This is a genomic window from Candidatus Protochlamydia sp. W-9, assembly GCF_001950615.1.
GTDB classification, from domain to species: Bacteria; Chlamydiota; Chlamydiia; order Chlamydiales; family Parachlamydiaceae; genus Protochlamydia; species Protochlamydia amoebophila.
On the sequence record NZ_BCPZ01000389.1, the window covers coordinates 1 to 20,297 of the forward strand.

General features: G+C 34.4%; 15 protein-coding genes and 2 pseudogenes. 6 read left to right on the forward strand and 11 right to left on the reverse strand.

Features of this window, described 5'->3' with window-relative positions:
- From BU804_RS10420 to BU804_RS10430, 4 genes are all read right to left on the reverse strand, one after another.
- A partial coding sequence (locus BU804_RS10420) for an F-box protein (protein ID WP_143298996.1) occupies positions 1-378 on the reverse strand: 378 nt, incomplete at its 3' end.
- Between the two features lie 277 nt (positions 379-655).
- Positions 656-1,330 carry an ATP-binding protein gene (locus tag BU804_RS11665; protein ID WP_079988706.1) on the reverse strand — a complete coding sequence of 225 codons (675 nt, stop codon included), beginning with the start codon at positions 1,328-1,330 and terminating at the stop codon, positions 656-658.
- A 213-nt stretch (positions 1,331-1,543) separates the two neighbouring features.
- On the reverse strand, positions 1,544-1,924 hold the full coding sequence (locus BU804_RS11670) for an RNA-binding domain-containing protein (protein WP_079988707.1): 381 nt from the start codon (positions 1,922-1,924) through the stop codon (positions 1,544-1,546).
- A 619-nt stretch (positions 1,925-2,543) separates the two neighbouring features.
- Positions 2,544-2,795: an aromatic amino acid transport family protein gene (locus tag BU804_RS10430; RefSeq protein ID WP_075884012.1), complete on the reverse strand. Its 252-nt coding sequence runs from the start codon at positions 2,793-2,795 to the stop codon at positions 2,544-2,546.
- Positions 2,796-3,050: 255 nt separating this feature from the next.
- Between BU804_RS10430 and BU804_RS10435 the strand changes: the two genes are divergently transcribed.
- Entirely contained in the window at positions 3,051-6,059 is a 3,009-nt protein-coding gene (locus BU804_RS10435; protein WP_075884013.1) for a hypothetical protein, read from the forward strand.
- 882 nt (positions 6,060-6,941) lie between these two features.
- Positions 6,942-7,061 (forward strand): annotated as a pseudogene (locus BU804_RS12405) (IS5/IS1182 family transposase); the annotation flags it as partial.
- Between the two features lie 126 nt (positions 7,062-7,187).
- Here BU804_RS12405 and BU804_RS10450 read toward each other — a convergent pair.
- From BU804_RS10450 to BU804_RS10475, 6 genes and pseudogenes are all read right to left on the reverse strand, one after another.
- Positions 7,188-11,729, reverse strand: coding sequence for a hypothetical protein (locus tag BU804_RS10450; RefSeq protein WP_226996191.1), 4,542 nt, complete (start codon positions 11,727-11,729; stop codon positions 7,188-7,190).
- Between the two features lie 178 nt (positions 11,730-11,907).
- Positions 11,908-12,349 (reverse strand): annotated as a pseudogene (locus tag BU804_RS10455) (IS1 family transposase); the annotation flags it as partial.
- A 417-nt stretch (positions 12,350-12,766) separates the two neighbouring features.
- Complete coding sequence (locus BU804_RS10460; protein WP_075884015.1) at positions 12,767-14,053, reverse strand: Y-family DNA polymerase; 1,287 nt, start codon at positions 14,051-14,053, stop codon at positions 12,767-12,769.
- On the reverse strand, positions 14,031-14,495 hold the full coding sequence (locus tag BU804_RS10465; RefSeq protein ID WP_079988708.1) for a LexA family protein: 465 nt from the start codon (positions 14,493-14,495) through the stop codon (positions 14,031-14,033). Before BU804_RS10465 ends, BU804_RS10460 begins: the two co-directional genes overlap by 23 nt.
- 1,164 nt (positions 14,496-15,659) lie before the next feature.
- Positions 15,660-16,019, reverse strand: coding sequence for a hypothetical protein (locus tag BU804_RS10470; RefSeq protein WP_075884016.1), 360 nt, complete (start codon positions 16,017-16,019; stop codon positions 15,660-15,662).
- On the reverse strand, positions 15,997-16,833 hold the full coding sequence (locus BU804_RS10475; protein WP_075884017.1) for a hypothetical protein: 837 nt from the start codon (positions 16,831-16,833) through the stop codon (positions 15,997-15,999). The genes BU804_RS10470 and BU804_RS10475 overlap by 23 nt, the downstream gene beginning before the upstream one ends.
- A gap of 644 nt (positions 16,834-17,477) precedes the next feature.
- Between BU804_RS10475 and BU804_RS10480 the strand changes: the two genes are divergently transcribed.
- On the forward strand, positions 17,478-17,630 hold the full coding sequence (locus BU804_RS10480) for a DUF2442 domain-containing protein (protein WP_079988709.1): 153 nt from the start codon (positions 17,478-17,480) through the stop codon (positions 17,628-17,630).
- 551 nt (positions 17,631-18,181) lie between these two features.
- Here the strand turns inward: BU804_RS10480 and BU804_RS10490 are convergent.
- On the reverse strand, positions 18,182-18,427 hold the full coding sequence (locus BU804_RS10490; RefSeq protein WP_075884019.1) for a hypothetical protein: 246 nt from the start codon (positions 18,425-18,427) through the stop codon (positions 18,182-18,184).
- Between the two features lie 216 nt (positions 18,428-18,643).
- On the opposite strand from BU804_RS10490, the gene BU804_RS10495 reads away from it, so the two are divergent.
- The 3 genes from BU804_RS10495 to BU804_RS10505 all read left to right on the forward strand — a co-directional run bounded on the left by BU804_RS10495 (position 18,644) and on the right by BU804_RS10505 (position 19,834).
- Complete coding sequence (locus BU804_RS10495) at positions 18,644-18,901, forward strand: type II toxin-antitoxin system HicA family toxin (protein WP_075884020.1); 258 nt, start codon at positions 18,644-18,646, stop codon at positions 18,899-18,901.
- Positions 18,895-19,212, forward strand: a complete 318-nt coding sequence (locus BU804_RS10500) for a type II toxin-antitoxin system HicB family antitoxin (RefSeq protein ID WP_039360821.1) — start codon at positions 18,895-18,897, stop codon at positions 19,210-19,212. The genes BU804_RS10495 and BU804_RS10500 overlap by 7 nt, the downstream gene beginning before the upstream one ends.
- Positions 19,213-19,414: 202 nt before the next feature.
- Entirely contained in the window at positions 19,415-19,834 is a 420-nt protein-coding gene (locus tag BU804_RS10505) for a hypothetical protein (RefSeq protein WP_075884021.1), read from the forward strand.
- Positions 19,835-20,297 lie beyond the last annotated feature (463 nt).

Sequence of the window (20,297 nt, forward strand, 5' to 3'; positions counted from 1 at the left end):
GATGAAAGCCACTTTTTTTTCTACTTTTAATTTAACAGTTCCACCTGCTGCAAAGCCAGGTAATTGGTAGGTGTCATGCTTACATCGATCTTCACATAATGTGGCTTTGTTACGTCTGACTTCTTTTAGAATTTGATGCTTTTTTTTATAAATTTTCTTCCAATTTGAATTTAAGGTAGGGCGAGTCGAGGCTGTCAGATTTTTCCATTGGCGACAAAACTGGGCTTTCCATAGGGAAGGATCCTCTGCTAGCTGTTGCCAGGCTTTACTGACTAAAGAAGCCATCGCAAGGTCTTTTGGGCTCTTAAGATGATTAAAAATGGCAACCTTCGTTTCTTCAGGTAAAGCTTCCATAGGGGATTTTAAAGAAATCTGCATAAGGCCTCTATCTTTATTAAGAGAAGATGATTAGTTAAATAATAGCGATTATATTTAATAAGATTATTTTGTTCTAGGATAAATTGATTCAAAATGGCAACTAAATATTTTATTAAATAGAATAAATAAAATGGTTTATAAAATAAAAAACCGTTTTCTTAAGCAGTTCATGCTTGTTTGTCGGTTGTAACTGTAAATAAAGTATGTATCATTCCAATTAATTTCCTGGCATATTGCGAAGTTCTTTCTTGAATGCAATATTAGTCTGTATAGCTTTTTAACTCCTTAAACTAAATTTCTTTTGAGGATCGAAGGGACTTGTTGAAATTTCAACAAGAATGCCTTGCAAGCACATCTTTTTTAATCTCGAGCTTGTTGTTCTTGAACTAACATTCCAAATTGTTTGGACTTTCTTAGGTAGTATTTCTTTATGGAGTTTTAAATACTCAATAATTTGTCTTTGCCAATGTTCAACTTTGGTAAAGTTACTAACACTGTGGTATAAAGTTGTGCGAAAAAAATTTCCTAACTCTTCAAATTTGGGAACAGGTATTCCTTGTTTTTCACAAATATTAATCATTCTTCCTAGCCCAGAACCCCCTTGTTCGATTAAATTTAACTTTCTAAAAACACGGCCAATCACACAATTGCGTAATTGAAAAATTCCTGATAGGGCTGCCCCAAAGCTTAATCCAAATGGTAAACAACTCGGATTTGTGATCTCAATGCGATCACCAAAAATCGCTATTTGAATTGATGACCCTTTAATTGAATAATCTGTATGTAATAAAGCGTTTACCACAGCTTCTCTAATTACAGCAGGGAGATATTGCGGAATGTCTTTACGTCTCGTCGCGCCAATTTCTGCAGCCGTAGAAGTGTGTCTACGAATAAATGCAATAATAGGTTTTAAAGCAATTGAGATAGGGACCGCAAGGACTTGTTGGTCCATAATTTGTGATTTATCTTTTCCTAAAAAATGGCCTAGACGAATGATTGCATCTGGGAAAAAAACTTTATAATGGTCAGCAAATAATAATATTACTCCATTTGAGGGTTGATCTTTAGCATGATATTAAACAATAAGTTCCAACGATTTAGGGGTGCGATCAGTAAATTTTTTTTATTAGCAAATAAATCTTTGCTAAAGAAAAATTAATTTCGCTTAGTGGACAAGCAAAATTGGCTGCTCATCGAAATATTTATGCTCCTTTAGCCTTTTTATTTCTAAAATGGTTGTAGCATCTGCTAAACGATTAGTTGAACCAAATCTAATATATGTTTCTTCTTCTATTCCTTTTGAACTGATATAATATAGGCCGAAGCTATGCGGGACTGAAATAAGAAGCACGTCTCTTCCTCTCCAGGTATGAAGTTGTAAGGAGGGAATTAACAAAGGAGCGACTGAATCTGCATTTGCATTGGCAATACGCTCTTCTTCTTCGTGCACATTGGTTAACCCAATAATCTCTTTTGTCTTATCTTTAATTCCAATGACTAAATATCCTCCTGCTGTATTTGCAAAAGCTATAATAGTTTGAATAATTTTTTACAAAGACTTAGTATTTTCTTTAAACTCAAGTGTTTTTCCCTCTTCTTTAATCAGTAATTCCTCAATCATGATCAACTTTTTATTTTAAAACCCAGAAAATAACCCAGCAAGTCTAAGAAGTCAAATTTTCTGGGTTGCTTTCTAGCCTAAGATTGTAGATTGTAAAGCTTTTTTTGAAAGCAGATGGATATGACCAATCAAATTGTTTTAAATCTATTTTAAGATCAGTGGCAAAGGATTTCAAATGCGTCAATCCAATATCAGTGAGATTATTGCAATTATTCAGACTATTTTCTATGAAAATTAAGAAAGTAGAAGAATTGTTACTATTAACCTAAATTTTGGGTTTTTAGTCAGTCATGAACAACATTGACTATTGCTAATGTCTGTGTAAAAATTAAAAATTTAGGTTACTCATTTTTATTTATCTATTCTTTTTTCAGTTTTAGCTTATGAAATTTTAAGAAGGGTTTTCATAAAAAAAAGAGATCGGATCAGTAATGCGAAGCAGAAAATTTTGCTTCTTTCTTTGTCATTGTCATTTTACCTAGGTCTTTTTTAAAAATTTGATTTTTATTCATTCAATTGTTTTCACTTGGAAAATGAGAGAGCATCATTTTTTGCTTATTTTTGTCGTAAAAAGTATCGTAAAAAAACTAAGTAACAAGATAGCAGTGAATTTTTGATGACATAACAAGCATTCTGTAGCTGGAATATCACAAATAAGAGCTTCTTGTAGGCCATGTGCTCCTTCATTTGGGACAGCCCCAAAAATAATTAATAACCATACACAATAAATGATAAATTTTAGACTCGTTCCTCTAATAATAGCGATTCGAATTGCCTTCACATTTCTACAGGTCATAAATTCCCTTAAGATATACTAAGAAATCTTCTGCCTCTGTTACTTTTATAAAAAATCAAAAATTATAAAATTTTTAGAATATTTATTTTTTAATAATTCAAAAAAATCGTTAAAATTTAAGAAGACAACTTACACCCCATTATCTAACACCCCATTATCTAATTTTAGTTTGATAGATTCTTCTTATTTAAATAGCTTAAATGTCGTTAAGAATTAAAAATTTATTTTGTCTTATTTATACAAAGAGGAGGTCTCATGTATACAGGCAACTTAATATCCCCTTCTGCCATCATCAATACAACGTCTAATTCTTCAATTGATGAAGCAAAACAAATACAGGCGGATATCTTTGGTCAAAAAACAAAAATAGAAGCCATTAAGAATTATGCTTTAAATTTTTTAGGGCATGGATATAGCCGTTTGGCTAAAAATAGTGGGAGCAAGCTATTACAAAGAACCTTAGTAAAATTTCCAACCGACTTAGTCAATGTTCAATCTGCTAATTCTTGCGATGAATATACAATAGGGGCAACAAATGAGGAAGCTTCCGAAAAAATTAAAAACAAATATGGTGGGAAATTTAATTTGTCTTGTCCCATAGCAACTATCGGTACTGGAGTTGACTATAAAAGCTCTAAAAATGCGGGAGAAAGAGTAGATAAAATTGTCTTTGCCGCTTGTCATATTGATTACAGTAAATGCACACTTAACAAATTTCCCGAGCTAAGAAAAAAGCTTCTTACAGTTGGTTGTGAAGTTAAAGGTGATTCCTTTGTCAGCTCCGTTTGGGTCTATACAGGATATAAAATTTTTTTTGAAATTGATATTCAGTCGCAAAAAGAGGAATCTCAAAAAAACTTTCAAATAGAAGGAGGTGTTAAAAAAGGCTCTGTTGGTTTGAAAGCTCATGCGGATGGATTAAATAAATCGCTAGCAAACAGGGAAATTAAGGGCATTACGATGCATGCTAAAGGCTTTGGCGGCTATTCTATTCCTACGAATCAATTTTCTCTACCTCAGAATGGGGAAGAAATTAACCAGGTTATTCAAACTATTAACAATGACTATCTGGCAAAGGTTAATCAATTAATGACTCGAAAATGTTTCATTAATGAAAAATGTCTGACCTCATATAATTCTGTGCCCATCCCTTGCTTCCCTAAAACTTATCCTAAACATCTTCCTGTGGTTGAAACTCCTCATGAACCAATTACTGTAGATTTTTTTAAACTTGCCGAACAAATTGACACATATAATAGTCACAAGCTCAAGTTTGAGTTAGGAACAATTAAATTAAATGAACTCTTTACATCCATGGTAACAATTTTTTCAGACATTGAAACCAAGTTTAGAGGGTGTTCATCAGAAGATTATACACTGGTTATAGGCAGAAGTGGCGCCGGTAAGAGCACACTTATTGGTTATCTACAGGGAGCGAAAATTATTTATGATAAAATTCCAATAACGGATTCGCCAGGAAATTTTTCAGCTATTGATAAATCTAAAATAGAGGAAAATCTCTATGTCCCAAAAAAGTTAGTAGCTGTTTATAAAAATAAACAAGGTACTCTTTACCCAGAAATGGGGCATGACATTGCAAAGACAAAAGCGTTTGCAGTTTATGAAAACTATATTGATACAGCGGGAATTTTTGATACTGGTGGCCCTGCAAATGACATCTGCAATGCGGAAGCCATACGTATGGCAACAAAAGCCTACTCTCCAAGAAAAATGATTGTTTTAATAAATTCGGCATCTTTTGAAGACAGAGCTTATGTTTTTTTAGAAATGATTGATCGATTGAAACGAGTTGTAAGAAATCCAACAGATAAAAGCGTCATGTCTTCTATACTATTTGTGGTTAATGACAAACTAAGTAAAGCACGACATGAAAGAAAAAGTAAGAAGGGAGTTACTAAAGATATTTTAAGGGCTATCCGTAATTTAGAATTGGAAAGAAATCGATTATTACCGCAGGAGCAAACCTGGTGGAATTGGTTTTGGGGGCAAAAATCCAAAGATCAAAAACTCGCAATTAAAGAACATATTAACGATCCTCGAATAGTTGATTACCAAGAAAAAATAAAAATATTAAAAAAACTATTGAAATTAGATAATATTATCGTTGCGGACATTTTTGCTAAAGATACAAGGCAAAAAATTAAAGCTTGGAAGGACAAAAAGATTTCCCTTGAATTATCTTCTAACCCCTTATCTTTCACGATGGAAAACTTTGTTGAAGGAGGGCACAATAAATTTAAATCCACTTTGCGGGAAACGACTGGCTATTTTCTTTATCTCCTTTCAAAAATAAAACAACGTAACCGAAAACTTAATGATTTCAAAATTGAAATTGCCGAAATCGAGTCTCAAATAAGTTCTTTAAATTATTCGGAAAAAACTGATATTGAGACAAAAATTAGTAAGAAAAGGGAAGCTATTGAAACAAATACAAAAATAATTGCTGATTCAAAAACTGAATTAAAAGAGATTAAAGAAAAAATAGCCGAAAAAGAGCTGCGAAAAAATAAATTGCAAACGGATAGAAGGATATTTTGGAAGAAGATGAGCCCAGACAGACCCATCAATCCTCGCTCTTTCTTCGCAGCCGGATTTCTAGCAACCAAATATGTATTTAGTATCGATGATAAAAATACACCTATCAATCATGTAGAATTAATTTCCGGCAAAAGGCAAGAAGAAACAACAGGGTCTTTTTGCAATGAGGATCGATCAAAACTTAACGAAGGAAAATATATAGTTTCTTATAAACCTGGTTGGTATGGATACCAAGAAGACTGCAAAGCAGAAGTAAAACTTTATGTTAAAACAAAAGATCATCCCTCTTCAAAAACAGAACTCATCCAAATTGATCAAGATTTAGCCGGTTTAACAGCTCGACAAATAAGGCTAACAACTCGAATCAGCGGATTCGAGGGATTTAACTCAGTCCTCTCTGTTGAGATAGAACAACTTAAAAGTCAAGGCGAATTAATAGAAAGCAACAAACAACAAAGTATTCGTGACTATTCTGATAAGCTAAATCGCTTGAAACTCTCCCAAGCAGCAATCGATCGTAAACTACAACCGCTTAAATCAATGCTGGATGCGTACAAAGATTTTTGTCAACTAATCGGCAAAATCATAAAGAATTTAAAGCTTGATGAATCAGAAAATAGTTCCGATCGAAACATTTTTAATCAATTTCTTGATGAATATTGTAGAGAAAATGGTACTGAAGGGGATGTCGAAACCTTGCTTTGATAAATATAAAAAATTCGATGCGATCGTCTCATCGAGGGCTTGTGCTTACAAGCCCTCAGCAGCCTACTACATATCGTTTTTCCTAATCGTATGAAATTCAATTCTAGCTTGCTTGCTTTCTGATTATGCGTGACCTTTTTATTAAAAAGAGGAAAATTCTAGTTTCATTACATCATGGAAAATTTTGTCTTATAAATGGTATGAAGTCTATGACTATTGTAGAGTTTTCTCTGTATTTCTAACTTAGAAGATGAGTTATAATGTTCCGCTATTTACCAGGTTCATAGGATATAGAGATTTGGATTCCATTCAATTGCTCTTTAATTCTTCTTTCGACCTCCAGCTTACAACAAAACAACACATGAAAAATTTGGTAAATCTCCTATTATGTATGCAAAAGAAATCGATCCTAAGATAGTGCAAATGATTTACAGACTAACTTTGAATAAATCAAATAGGAATGGAAATTATTCGAATTAGGAAATTGCCATAGCTTGTTGATTTAAACTCATCCATCTCAAATGTCATCGACACGCTATAAGAGAGCTTTTTTGGGTCTTCCTTTTGAACTCTTTCTCGAATCAAAAACGACTGTATTGATCGCCTTGAAAGAAATTTTTTTTAGCAATTTTCAGGAAAAATTAAGACTTAGCAATCACTTTACAAGCATTCCTTTTAAATTTTTTCGCGAAACGTGGATATCGCTCAAAGAGGTTTTAGATACGGTGCGCTTTATCAAATGAAAATTTATCAACACCGTTTAAAAAAACCATAAATCTTTATTATTAAATTTTGTCTTAAAAAGTTTTCAAACGATGGAAATAAACCAACGATTTAAAATCGAAAGATTAAGAAAATACAAAAATTATTTATTTTTAATAAAATGCATTTTTACCTTTGAAGCGCTGGAGAGGAATAGCGACCCGTTATGTAAAGAACACAGCCCCATTCTTGGTTGCAGTTCATATTAGATGTATTGCTATATGGGCAGAAGTCTCGTGACTACATTATCTAGGCTCCTAGAATATTTTTGAGAATTTCTTACGTTAAACTAAGAGTGGTATTGGGAGCAAGAGCCTGAACAATTGCTTTTGCCCCCTTATCGCTTATTCTATTTTTAAGTTTCTGTTAGGCCAAATTTCTGAAAACAAGAGCCTGAGCAATATCTTTTGCCAAGTTATCGCTTATTTGGTTATTGTTAAGCCATAGAATCTTAAGGGTTGTATTAGAAGCAAGAACCTTAGCAAATGCTTTTGCTCCTCTATCGCTTATTTGGTTATTGTTAAGCCATAGAATCTTAAGGGTTGTATTAGAAGCAAGAACCTTAGCAAATGCTTTTGCTCCCCTATCACTTATTTGATTACGACTAAGGTTGAGCTCTTTAAGAGTAGTATTAAATGCAAGAGCCTGAGCAAAAAATTCTACTCCCTGATCGCTTATATTGTTATTTGAAAGGTCAAGTCCGATAAGAGCAGTATTGGAAGCAAGAGCCCGAGCAAGCGCTTCTGCTCCCTTATCATTTATTAGGTTAATGTAAAAACTGATATGCTCAACCGTAGTATTGGAAACAAGTCCATTAGCGATAACTTCCGCTTCCCTATCGCTTATTCCGCTGCCAGAAAGGTTAAGTGAGATGAGGTTTGAATCGTTCGCATAAAGTTGAAATAATTGTATACGGTGAATTTCTGAAATTTTTATTCCTCTTAAATCTTTATTTAGTACTTTCTTTTTGATTGTCTCTAAATCTAACGCTGGGCATTCTATGAAACTTCCTTTGACATAGAGAGCCATTGTTTTGAAAAAAAGCATTTTTAAATGGGAATTTTTATCGGCTTTTAGGATACGTAAAAGAGGGGCGTCTAAGTGAATTGAGGTAAGTGCTGCACATCTCTTAAGTTGCAATTCTTCTAATTTAGCAAACTGCAAATAGGTTGGTGTGAGGGGAAAGCGTGATTTTTCAAATGCACGCAGCTGGGCACAACGGTTTAAATAAAGCTGTTTAAGGTTAGGAGAGCATTTTTCCATTTCTTGAATGGCTTCTTCTTTGATAAGCGGGCAGCCGCTTACATTTAAATAGTCAAGTTCAACATGCAAAAAAGGTTTTAATGTAATATGATCTAAAACAGCGCAATTCATCAGCGTCACTTTGCGTGGTTGAAGACCTTTATTTTTCATTAAAAAGTTTAAGGCATGTAAAACGAGGCGTTGCCGCTCCCGATCAGGTGTGTTTCCTTTGACCATCTTCCCAAAATCTGCTTCAACCCATTCTCCCTCTTTGTTTGTTCCGAATGCAACATGCGAAGTACATCGACTTAAAGCAAATGCAAAAAGTTCACTTTGGGCTTTTTCAGGAGAATACTCTTCACGCTGTTGAATTTCTTCAAACGTCGGAGGTTTGCCAAAACTGGCTGCGTCGGCTTGGGCAGAAGTGAGAGAAATTTCTATCTGGCGGTTGATCGCTTTTTGTAGTCTTTGTTTGGGATCTAAGCTGCTCGCGGCAGCTTGTTTGTACTTAGCGTACACCCAGCGGTCCAAGGGTTGCATTTGACTGTCGTGCAAATTGACGAGATAAGGTAAAAGATCAAGAGGGGTAAGATTCTTTTTTTCTTTTAAGGTTTGTTGCAAGCAGTCTTGCAAATGGTAAAATTGCACGAGTACATTTGTCACCGTCCCGCTGCGCAAGAGAAGCGTTCCTTTAAAGCGATCTTCTGGGTTTTCTTCATATAACTGTTTTTCCTCTTTAGAAGTAAAAAGGCAAAGAGTGCGGTAAATTTCATCTTTTTGGATTAAGTCGTCGAGCCAACTATTGAGGATAAGGTTAGACTCTAAACGGAGGAAAGCTTGCAATACTTCAGAATCTAGATGGTATTTAGCATCTAGGCAAAAAAGAGCAGAGGAAAAATGCACTCTATGTCCGACGACATAGTGAATCACAGGTTCAACAAAAGAAATATCGTTATCCACGCAGAAAATCCGTTGCGTCTCTTCTTCGACAACATAGTTGGGGAACCGCCCATCTCCTGGACGTGTCAATAAGGCACATAGGCAAGCCCAGGTCAGTTGCTTGGCGTCTAGCTTTTCTGCGTTTTCTAACGTTTGCCCTTGTATTGTTTTGGAAATTAAAACGGGATAGATCCATGTTTTTCCTTTGATGTCGACTTCAAAGCGGGCTAGTTCAGTTGGAGGGCTCAGATGACCTGCAATGCGTGCCGTCAGCGCATGGATGGCATATTCGAGCAGCGGATGCGTCGGTTTTTGTTTAAAATGTAGATGGTAGCCTTCATAGGAGGCACTCGCCACGGGGTGAGCGCTATTTTTGTATTGCCGTTTGAGATTGCCCGTTCCTTCTAAGATTTGCTCGCTTACTTCTTGTCTGAGATACCGGGTATCAGGCACTGCCGGACAGCGGATCTTGACTTGAAAGGGATCAGCTGGATTCGGTTGATCGGTCGTAATCGCGAGAATCGCTTGTTGAAATTGCTCTTCTTCTAAACGTTGGCTTTGCCTAAATCCACTTGGATTAGGGATAGAGGCAAGATGGACGCTTAAGGCAGCCAAATTTTCCTCCGAGGCATAACTGTCCAAAACCTTAAGATAAATTTCTCTTAGAGGTTCCGTAAAGGTCGTATGTGATAGTCTTTGATAATGAGCTTCATGCCAAAGCCAAGCCTGATCCGGATCAAATGCCTTAGCTTGTTGTCTGGAAGCAAGATGACGCACGAAATGAGCCATCCAGGGCTTGAGATTTTCTATATTATCAGGGTGCAGCTCCTCTCCATAATAAGTCTCTTGAAGAAGATCAATTTTTTGAAAATGAATGTTGAACTTAGAAATGCAAGGCTTCAATTGATGAAAGTTTAGGTTAGAGAGGCAAAACTTCAATTTACGGTAAAGAGGGCGTAGAATAAGCCAGTAAATCTTTTCCAAAATTTCTTTTTCAATATGAGAATCTTCTAGGCTAATGTTTTCTTTTTGTTCTTTATACTTAAAATGAATGTCGACTCTTATTAAATAAATGGCTGCCACCGCTTCTTGCAACAAAAAGCCACTTTCGGTTGTGAAAATTTCCTTTTTTACGAATGCATCGATGAGATTGAGGGTATTGGATTCTTTCATGCCAAAATAAAGAGATAAATCATTTAAAAGATGGTGGAGCAGTTCCGTGTAACTTTTTTTTAAATCGATAATTTTCTCTTGAAAAGAATTGGACCAAATCTCTTCATAAGTCTGCAAGCGATCTATTAGTAGTTGCAACGCCTGACTCTTGCGTCTGGCTTCCCCTGTTTGCGGCAGCTTTTCATCGAGATAGGCGTGCATTTGTGTTTGATAAAGATCAAAGAGTGCTGGGGTCGTTTGATGAAAGGAAATAGTTTTACGCAGCGTATTACTAGGCGAATTAGAAGAATATTCCTCCATTTTTTGCATCTGAGCCAACCCATCGGATGTGTTGATAAGATCATCTTTATTACGAACAGGATTGCCTCCGGAATCGATATGGAAACCAGAGCGATGTTTAGTCGCTAAACTAGTAAAAACAGGTAGATTCTGCGCTGGATCCTCTCCTAAGCTTATTATCTGTAGCTCTAACAGTTGGGCTAATTTCACAAAGTAAGGTCGATGCTCAATTTTTTCAATGAGAATGCACCATTCCAAGTCTGAATAGGGGCAAACCTCTTCTTTTGCTAAAGACCCCATTGCTCGTAAATCATAGAAGCAAGGAGGATCTCCTAAAATGGCAATGGCATCTTTGACTAAAGCGTGCAGAAATGTGATCAAATGCTCAGAAACTACTTTTTGAAAAGCATACACTTCTTCAATTGTAAAATTTTGCAGATCAATCGCCTGATAACGCTTGTAGAAATTTTTGCGATAATTATCTAATTCTGTTCGATATTTAGTCGTGATAAAACAATCAGTAGGAAGAGAGTCATTTGTTAAGTAATGGCGCATTTTTTTATCTAGATTACGTAGCCCGCTTGCCTCTATCCGTTCTAGCCCCCGTATTTTTAATGTATGCGAAACAACTTCCTGCACTTGCTTATAAAATAATTTAACTAAAGCATGCTTTTCACCCACGCAACAGATAGGTTTAAAGCGTGTTTTAAGATCGGTACCGATTTGTATAACTTTTTGGCTATCGTTTTTCCCTACCGCTAGTTCTAAGCGCCGCTTAAAAAAGCTAAGAGAGGTCGAAGCCGCTTTAAAAAGGCGCGAAGCCAAACACTGAAGATCTGAGGAAGCCTTCGAGATAATCTGAGCTTTTCCTACATAGTGAATGGAATCAGTGAAATAGATTAGTTTTTTATCCTCTTGCTTTTCTTGTTTGCCTTTATTGTAGTGCCACTTGGCAAGTTCGATAGCTATTCGCTGTTGCTCTTCTACAAAACAAGAGCCTGCTGTCAAATTAAACAATAAACGTACACTCTCATTTATCTCTTGGGGAGTCTCTATCACAGGAATAAGTGTTAAGAGGCAGACAAAAATCTTGTCAAGCACCTTTTTTTCAACCTGTAATGGCAAAGAGGCCATGAAAACATTAAACTTTTCGATGGCTTTGGAATGCTTCTGTTTTGCGATAGCGTCTAAAACCATATCAAGGCTATCTAAATCTTCTAATTTCGATGGTTGTTCACTGAAAAATTGGGGATAAATAGAATGAGTGCTTTGCATAATTTGGCTATCCTTTAATTTAACAAGAATTCACGTTGAAATAATGTTATTAAAAACAACCATCCAAATCAATTTAAAATTTGAAAGATTATTATTTAGATTTAACCAAAGGGTGGTAGTGCTAAATAGGTAAGGCTCTCAATTGTCTATTGTGATCACAAATAAAATATTTTATTAACTAAATGGGATTAGTTAGCTTTTTAGAAAATGAAAGTGTTTTCCTTACAAATCTTGCACACCTTTGTCTTAAGAGTAAAATTAAATTTTTCAATGTAGCTTGTCTGGCCAGATAGCTTGCTAACTGCTTGATGTTTGCTCCAAAGAATGGTTTCATAATAGACATTAAATTTATCCGTGAAATAGAGGGCTTTTTTTAAGGATTCAGGCAGTTTTACAAAAAGAAGCCCAGCGGTTTTTTTATCTCGAGGATCTAATTGCCTAGCCAACACTTGGCAACTTTTTTTATGAAAAACGAGCCATAGCCACAGATCATTTTTCCTATTTCCTGCTAAACTCTATCGCTCATCTCCTTCAAGTTTAGCCAATTCTAGCTCATCGTTCTCATGACAAGTGACTTGTACATTTAAATCCCCAGGTAAATCATTGATAATAAAATTAATTCTTTGTCTGTTAATAATTTTAGCCCCATTATTTACCACACTTTGAATTAAGACATTAGTTTATCCAATTAGAGTAGTTTATTGGAATAGCCTTACTTATTTAGTACTACCTGATAGGGGATATAAAAAAATTAATTGAAAATTTAGAAGATCATTTCAAAGATAAAGGTTTTAATAATATTGATTTGTTTAAAATTGCATTTTAGGCAACTAAATTTTATAAAAATATGAATTTAAGGTGGAATTTGTGAGAATAAATAAAGAAGCCCTAAAATATTTAAAACATTTTTATAAAACATTTTGAGAATGAATTGCAAACGCAAGGTATTCTGAATCTGAGTAGCTGACGCATTATCCCATTTATTAAAAGTAATTTTGCATAATTCTGTCTCAATTACTGAACAAAAAAAAGCTTTTTCAAATTTTGATTTGGAGCAAATCTTTCCAAGAAGTCGTATAGTGTGGTGTACAGAGGCTTCTTTTCATTTTCCATGTTTGTTGAATCCCTTGAGCAGGAAATTTGAGCGCCCCTTTGCCCAATTTTGCATTCATTTTATCCATCAATTGCATGAGAATGCGTTGCTTGGGGAGGTTTGATTTTGGCTCTGCAAATAGGTCTAATTGTTTTCCTTGATTAGAAACAATTCCACCAAGCATCACGCCCACTTTTTTATAAGCAAAACCTTCTTTGTAAATTTTATGCAGTCCTTCTTTTGCATAATGAGTGAGCTGAGGAGTATAATCCGATGGCACAGGTAAAGTAACATGAATAGAGGGATGATAAGATTGACCTTCTTTAAATCGGCTGGTATGTAAAAAAACTTCTAAACAAGAAGTTAGGCTTTTTTGGTTTCTAAGGCGCTCTGCAGCTGAAGCGACATAAGTAGAGAGCGCTTCTACCAGCTCTACTTCTGCATATACATCTGCTCCAAATGACTTTGAGCATACAATAGATTTTCTTGCTGGTGTAGCCTCTTCCAGTGGCAAACAAGAGATGCCTCGTAGTTCCCATACCGTTCGAAGACCCACAACCGAAAGATTTTTTTGAATCCAATCGTCATTTTTATTAATGAGTTCCCGACCTGTTCTGATGTTGTTGCGATGGAGTAATGCGCTAATTTGATGACCAATTCCCCAAATATCTTTGACCTCAAAGTCTTTCAGGATTTTTTCTCGCATTGCTTCTTTGTTTAAGATAAAGAATCCCTCGGTTATTTGTTTCTTTTTAACGTAGCGGTTAACCACCTTGGCTAATGTTTTCGTGGGAGCAATCCCTATAGAAACTGGGATTCCTGTCCATTGATAAACGGTGTGTTTGATTTGCTGGGCACAAGAGAGAAGAGAAGGGTCATCCACAAGCCGTAAAAATGCTTCATCAATGGAATAAATTTCAAGATCGGGAGTCCATTGAGCTAAGGTTTTCATCACCCGTTGAGACATCTCTCCATAGAGAGTGTAGTTGGAAGAAAACATGTGGACAGCGTTTCTCTTTATTAAATCGGCATATTGAAAAAGAGGGGCTCCCATGGGAATGCCTAAGGCCTTGGCCTCGTTTGAGCGGGCAATGACGCATCCATCATTATTAGACAAAATAATAACAGGTTTCCCAACCAAATGAGGTTGAAAGACACGTTCACAAGACGCATAGAAATTGTTACAATCTACTAGTGCAAAAAGAGATTTATCGCAACTTGTGGATGACATAAGTAACAACTCCCCATACCTCAAACTGCGATTCTGGATTTAATTTAAGCGGGGGATAAGCGCTATTTTCTGCTAAAAGATAAGTTCTTTCTGTTTCTACTGATAATCTTTTAACCGTAAATTCTCCGTCTAAGACAGCAACGATGATGCTTTTATGATATGCGGTTAAAGAGCGATCAACGACTAAAATATCGCCAGAAAAAATTCCCACATCTTGCATCGAATCCCCTTGGACTTTCACATAAAAAGTGGCGGCAGGGCGCTGAATAACAAGTTCATTCAAATCAAGAGCTTTTTCAATATAATCATCCGCAGGGGAAGGAAAACCTGCTTGGATAAAGCTGTTGAATAAAGGCAGCGGTCGATTATATCTATTTGAAGCTTGATGAATATCAAGAATTGTTAAAGGGGGAAGCTCTTTTTTTAAAAATATGTTTAGCATATTACCTGAAGGGGAATTAAACAACCTATCGTATTCTTAAAGATAACTTTTTGGCTATAAAAATGATTATTTGAAATCTATGTGTATTAGCGTTTGATTCAAATTAGCAGAAGGGACGAAAACAAAATGACAGGGGAAATGTGGTTTGTATTCAAAAAAACAAATCGTAAGTGGAACCGGAATATTTCAACAAATTTAAAAAATATTTTACTTATTTTATTTTTGTGCTAGGTTGCCAGAAATAGGACCTTCTGTGAAATGAAATTTGCTTATTAGAAACAAGCCAATATTGTTTAGTTAATCTAAAGACAGATAAAAGTAGTTTGCGTTTTAGTTTCTAGATTTCAAGGCGGGGCGTGGTGAGTTGTGGTGAGGCAAGGTCTGGCATGGTAAGGCAAGGTTTTTATCGGGTATAGAAAATATTGCTTGATTAAAACAAAATACAGCAGCTTAGTATAAATTAAGCTATTATGATATAGAAAAAACTCTGAATTTAATATGGGTTTTTCTTAACTTTTCTAGAGTTAACTCACTTTGTTTTACAAAATTTGGCTAGTAAATAAATCGAACTATTATATGGCGAGGCTTGGCACGGTGTGGTGAGGTGTAGTTCGGCAAGGCATGGCATGGTTTTTTGTTAGGTTTTAATTTTAGCGGGATGAAAGATTTGAATCTAAAAGTTCGGATGAATTCTAATGAATTCTTTATGCAGAAGAAAGGCTAAAAAATTTTTTTATTGTCAGTTGGAAATTTGGATAGGAATCCAACAGACTGGTTGTCTGGCTTCTCATTTTTTCTAGATTTATATTTGCCTTAATACTCCGTAAGAAGCCATCTTTTCAAGTAGTTGATAGAGATGTCACGTTTCATATCCTCAGCCTAAACTAATTTTAGGTAAAAAGGCAATGATTAGTTCTTAAAACGTGGATAGTTTTCCGTTTTTTCATTAGAAAAACGTGTTTATTTATCAATCAACTAGTTGATCTAGTTGATCGATGACCTTTCCTGTATTCTTTCGTTAATTTTATTATCTTGCCACAGCTTCTCAAACTCACTAGTTACAATAGCATTAAATTCATATAATAAATTTTGGTCAGCTCAAATAAAACCTTAAAGTGCGTTCGTCGCTTTAACATATTTATTGAATAGAATACGTATCATGATTTAGCACGTCAATATACTACCCGGAGGAACATTTTGCATATTTGGGCTACCATGATGAATATTAATAGTAAATAGCTGAAGATGAAGATGAAAATCAACACCTAGCAATTTAGCTTTTATTGAAATAAGCCCATTCGCTAATAAACAAGCGTAATAACTGATACATTCGAACACTTGACATATAAATCTAAAGATTGACTGAGTAGCTAATTTTATTCGTAATATAATATGTTCATCGTAAGAAGCCTTTTGGCCTACATAATGAAAGTCTTCACAAGGAGAGACAAATTCTGTTAACTTTTCTGGCAAATTTTTTTCTGGATAATAAGTATTAGAATTACCCAGATTGATGTTGTTCATACACTTCTACCCTTTTTTTTTGAATTTGAAAAAAACTAGATATATCTACATATTCATCGACGGTATCTCTTTCAAGTTTAGTAACAAAATGTTGATGAAGTAATTCTTTGATGTCACTCATGGCACGATGATGAACTTTCACGTAAATTTCAGCAGGTATTATTGTTTTTGTAAGCTGTTCACAATCAATGAAAGACCAAGAATCAGGTGGTAATTTAAGATATTTTACTTTTTGAGCAAATAAACGAAAATTTTCCAATTTATCTTCAGAAAATTGATCCATTAAATAAACAGCGTAGTCAAGGGGTGGAGCAAGTAAATCTGATTCGATGATTTTTGTTATTTTTACAAATTTTTGGTCACAAAAACAATCTAATATAAAAGTTGGGATAAAACTAATTGCTTCTCGAGCAATGCCATTGGTCATTAATTGCATACAAGCTTGATATTCTTGAATGGCTTTATCAGCAATCTGTTTAGTTTTATCAAGTCGTAGTGATAAAGCAGCTGAATCGGTGAAATCAGAAATATCTTTAATTTGATAGAAATAAAATCTATAAAGGCCAAAATTGAAAAAAGCAGCCATCTGAATGCCCAAATCGGCTAAAAATCTTGACTTAGAATATAAAGAAGGCGCACCAATTTCTCTAAAAAAATTTTTCGCAGCAGCCTGAGCAGCAGAAGGGGGAGAAGAAGAATAGCCTGTTTCATCGTTGATTTGGGTTTCATTTTGAAACTGAATACAAGAATTAAGAACATTAAAAGAGTTAATAATAATTTCACCAGGATTTTCAATACGAAGATTAATTGTCATGATTACCTCCAGTTTATCCTATATATATTTGTTAAAAATTCAACATTTTTTTTAAATTTTTCATGGTTCATTTCAAAATAGTGCTTTAATGCCTTTTAAACATATTATTCCTCCTCATTTAATAGCATTTTGCTTTTAAACATAATAAAAACAAAACCTGCACAAAACACATTAAAACAATCAAATATTTTTTAATAAGAAAATTTAATGCGCATTTTTTTGTTTAAATCTTTATTTTTTTATAAGAAATGCTTTTAGATATATTTTAAGACATTTTTAATATAGCAATTTACATCGCAAAAAATTGCAACGAATTAACCCTATTTAGATAAAACACAAAAAATTAAAAGATAAAAATGGATTTTTAAACAGAAGAAATAAACTTAAAAAATTTAGTTTGATAAATATAAATAAGTTTATGAAATGGGAATTGAGGAACAAAGTTGAAAGCTTCAAAAATATATTTAGGAATTGCATCTTACATTTTAGATGATTACATTTGAAGGTAGCTTACACAATCAAATAATAGCTCTTGTTTTCGAATAGACTTTTTTTCATTGTCATAGAATTTTGTCGAATTAAAAGCTTTTTGGAACAAAAAACTCTTTAAATGAAGTTGAGCTATTAGCTCAGATAGGTAATTTATGCACTTTGCGAAAGATGTAAAATATGTGCGTGCCTATCAGTTGGCTATTACATTTGAAGACAATAAGACTAAACTTATCGATTTAAATGGACATTTAGAAAAAGGAATTTTCAAATTATTAAAGGGATTTTCTTATTTTAAAACTGTATAATTGGATAAGGATGTATGGGACAATGGAGCTGATATTTCTCCAGATTTTCTATATGAAATTGGAAACGATTTAGCAGATAAAGGCTAAGATAACTTATAAATGAAGGTCATCTCTCAAACTATTAACAATAACCCAAATAAGGCATTGTTTTTTTGAAATTGTCACCTAGCCTGAGCGAAGCATGGGCTTAAAGGAAATTCAAAATGCTTATAGCCAGCTGAAATTATTCTGCGCGATTGTATTGTCTAGCAAAGTATTCTGTAGACTAGTTATTGTTCGTATATTTATTCAACAGCCAAAAAGCCATATAAAAAAACACCGCAATTGCAATAATATTGTAATCGCCTTGATAAACAAAGTAAATTAATATTAGCAGTCCAATTGATACACTTATCCAGCCTTTCCAACCGTCTTTTTTCATAATTAATCCCAATAAGGATCGCAAGGTTCTTCCATATAGTCTACAATATACCCAAAAGGTTCTATGCATCTTTTGTAAAATCCTTGGCCATCACAACACCAGTGACAACCTTTTTGAATAGCATATACTGCTAATGCACAACCTGCTTGACATTGGGGAGCTTTAAAACTTTTGAACACCAAGCCAGGGCTGTAATTGCATTGGCATCACACCATCCCTTGCATCCTTCAACACCACATATTTTATTTTCAATTTTGGAGTAAATAACAATATAATAGGTAATTCCAACCTCAGGAAAATCTAAATAGTCTACTCGAAATCCACCGCTTTTCGCCTTAGCAAAAGTTTTAATACGTGCCTTCCTTAATTCTCTCATTCCAGGAATTAAATTACCTTGTTCGAAATCTTTGATAAATTTGCTTCAAATTTATCAAAATCTTCAAGTAAAAGCTTTCTTTCCGCGATTAGCTTGTCAAGAATTCGATTAAAGATAGCAGATCAATAAAAATTTTTCTCATAAATTGAACTTATGACAAAGTCGTAAATATAGGAATGTCTTGATTGTGATGCCAAAAAATGATATCATGAAATTATGAATAAGAAATACCAGACTACACTACAAGCGATATTTGCCAAGCCAGTTCAAGCAAGCGTTAAATGGAAGGACGTTGAATCCCTATTCGCTGCTCTTGGTGCAGATACTCAAGAAGGGAAAGGCTCAAGAATCAGAATTCTATTAAACGGCCAAGAGGCCGTTTTTCATCGTCCGCATCCTCAAAAAGAAACGGATAAAGGCGCGCTTATTTCCGTACGTAGGTTTTTAGAAAATGCAGGAGTAAAGCCATGTTAAAATATAAAAATTATTCTGGTTTTGTTCTCTATGATGATGCAGCTCGTATTTTTCATGGAGAAGTAACAGGACTAAGAGCTGTTATTACTTTTCAAGGAACAACTGTTGACGAAATCGAGCAAGCTTTTAGGGATTCTATTGATGACTATATTGATTGGTGTAAGGAAAGAGGAGTAGAGCCAGAAAAGTCGTACTCAGGAAAGTTCAGCTTAAGAATGCCTTCAGATCTTTATGTTAAAATTGCGACACAGGCAGCTCAAAATGGAATGAGTATTAACACTTACATAGTCAATAAGCTTTCTGCAGCTTGATGACTTTTAAAGTCCTAAAACGAAGATTGAATTAATGAATAAAAAAAGAAAATTTCAAGTGACTATAATCATTTTCAAACTCTCCCTAGTAAACTCATTTACAATATTGAGTCATCTGGTTTTCTTTCTATTTGCAAGCTGATCCGACATAAAATTAAGGATGCAAACTTCATCGACTTGTGTTTTTCAAGAGGTAAATATTATGGGACCACTTCCATCTAACAAGTTAACATTAGAATCTTTACGTGATTTGATTGAAGCAAAAAGACAAACAGCAAAACAGGAACAAGATGAATTAAACACACAATTAAACACAAGGATTAAGGAGCTTTCTGATGAGCTTTCGAAAGCTCAAGAACAAGCAAATCAATTTTCTAATGAATTTCATGCCCTTAGAGACAGAATTACAATCCTTAGCGATGAAAATAATACTCTTCGAAGACAAATTAAAGAAAAAAATCAGGAAATATTTTTGCTTAAAACTGAAAATAAAGAACTTAATAATAAGGTTGCAATGTCTAGTAACAAAAATCTGCAAAACCCCGAGCAAATTAAAAATTTGGAATCAGGCCTCACTGGTATGGAGATGTTGAGAGCTATTATATTATCCAATCCAAAATAGCTTACAAATAAGCGATTAAGCAAACCGAGAGTCAGAGTGCAATTTTGTAGACGTCTTGAGCTTTTTTGCAAGATATTGTTAGGGCCACCACTAATGAGGGGTGGTGCGCCCTTGACAAAGTCTGTTTCATAAGCATTTAAGACTTTCAATTGAATTTCTCTAATAACATTTAATTCTCGGTCTTGGCATATTCTGCAATGGCTTCCAATATCATTCCTCCCATAATGTAATAAATTTTCATAGTTGAATTAATTTCTCATGGATTAGTTTGGAATCGGCTCAAAAACATTAGATTCCTCTATTGCCTGTGTAATCCAAATACCCATTCAACTTAACTGGGTGTTTGGGTTACACTAAGAGTATGAAAAAGAATTAAAGTACTTAGAGGTTTTTCAAGAGCTCTCCAAAAAATACCTTTAGCACTATTATTTTACGTTTATTTAATACTTTTTATGAAATAAAA

Excerpts from the sequence above, each read along its gene's own strand:
- BU804_RS11665 (WP_079988706.1), bottom strand. The coding sequence starts at position 1,330 with ATGGACCAACAAGTCCTTGCGGTCCCTATCTCAATTGCTTTAAAACCT.
- BU804_RS10430 (WP_075884012.1), bottom strand. The coding sequence starts at position 2,795 with ATGACCTGTAGAAATGTGAAGGCAATTCGAATCGCTATTATTAGAGGA.
- BU804_RS10435 (WP_075884013.1), top strand. The coding sequence starts at position 3,051 with ATGTATACAGGCAACTTAATATCCCCTTCTGCCATCATCAATACAACG.
- BU804_RS10450 (WP_226996191.1), bottom strand. The coding sequence starts at position 11,729 with ATGCAAAGCACTCATTCTATTTATCCCCAATTTTTCAGTGAACAACCA.
- BU804_RS10460 (WP_075884015.1), bottom strand. The coding sequence starts at position 14,053 with ATGTCATCCACAAGTTGCGATAAATCTCTTTTTGCACTAGTAGATTGT.
- BU804_RS10465 (WP_079988708.1), bottom strand. The coding sequence starts at position 14,495 with ATGCTAAACATATTTTTAAAAAAAGAGCTTCCCCCTTTAACAATTCTT.
- BU804_RS10470 (WP_075884016.1), bottom strand. The coding sequence starts at position 16,019 with ATGAACAACATCAATCTGGGTAATTCTAATACTTATTATCCAGAAAAA.
- BU804_RS10475 (WP_075884017.1), bottom strand. The coding sequence starts at position 16,833 with ATGACAATTAATCTTCGTATTGAAAATCCTGGTGAAATTATTATTAAC.
- BU804_RS10480 (WP_079988709.1), top strand. The coding sequence starts at position 17,478 with ATGCACTTTGCGAAAGATGTAAAATATGTGCGTGCCTATCAGTTGGCT.
- BU804_RS10490 (WP_075884019.1), bottom strand. The coding sequence starts at position 18,427 with ATGAGAGAATTAAGGAAGGCACGTATTAAAACTTTTGCTAAGGCGAAA.
- BU804_RS10495 (WP_075884020.1), top strand. The coding sequence starts at position 18,644 with ATGAATAAGAAATACCAGACTACACTACAAGCGATATTTGCCAAGCCA.
- BU804_RS10500 (WP_039360821.1), top strand. The coding sequence starts at position 18,895 with ATGTTAAAATATAAAAATTATTCTGGTTTTGTTCTCTATGATGATGCA.
- BU804_RS10505 (WP_075884021.1), top strand. The coding sequence starts at position 19,415 with ATGGGACCACTTCCATCTAACAAGTTAACATTAGAATCTTTACGTGAT.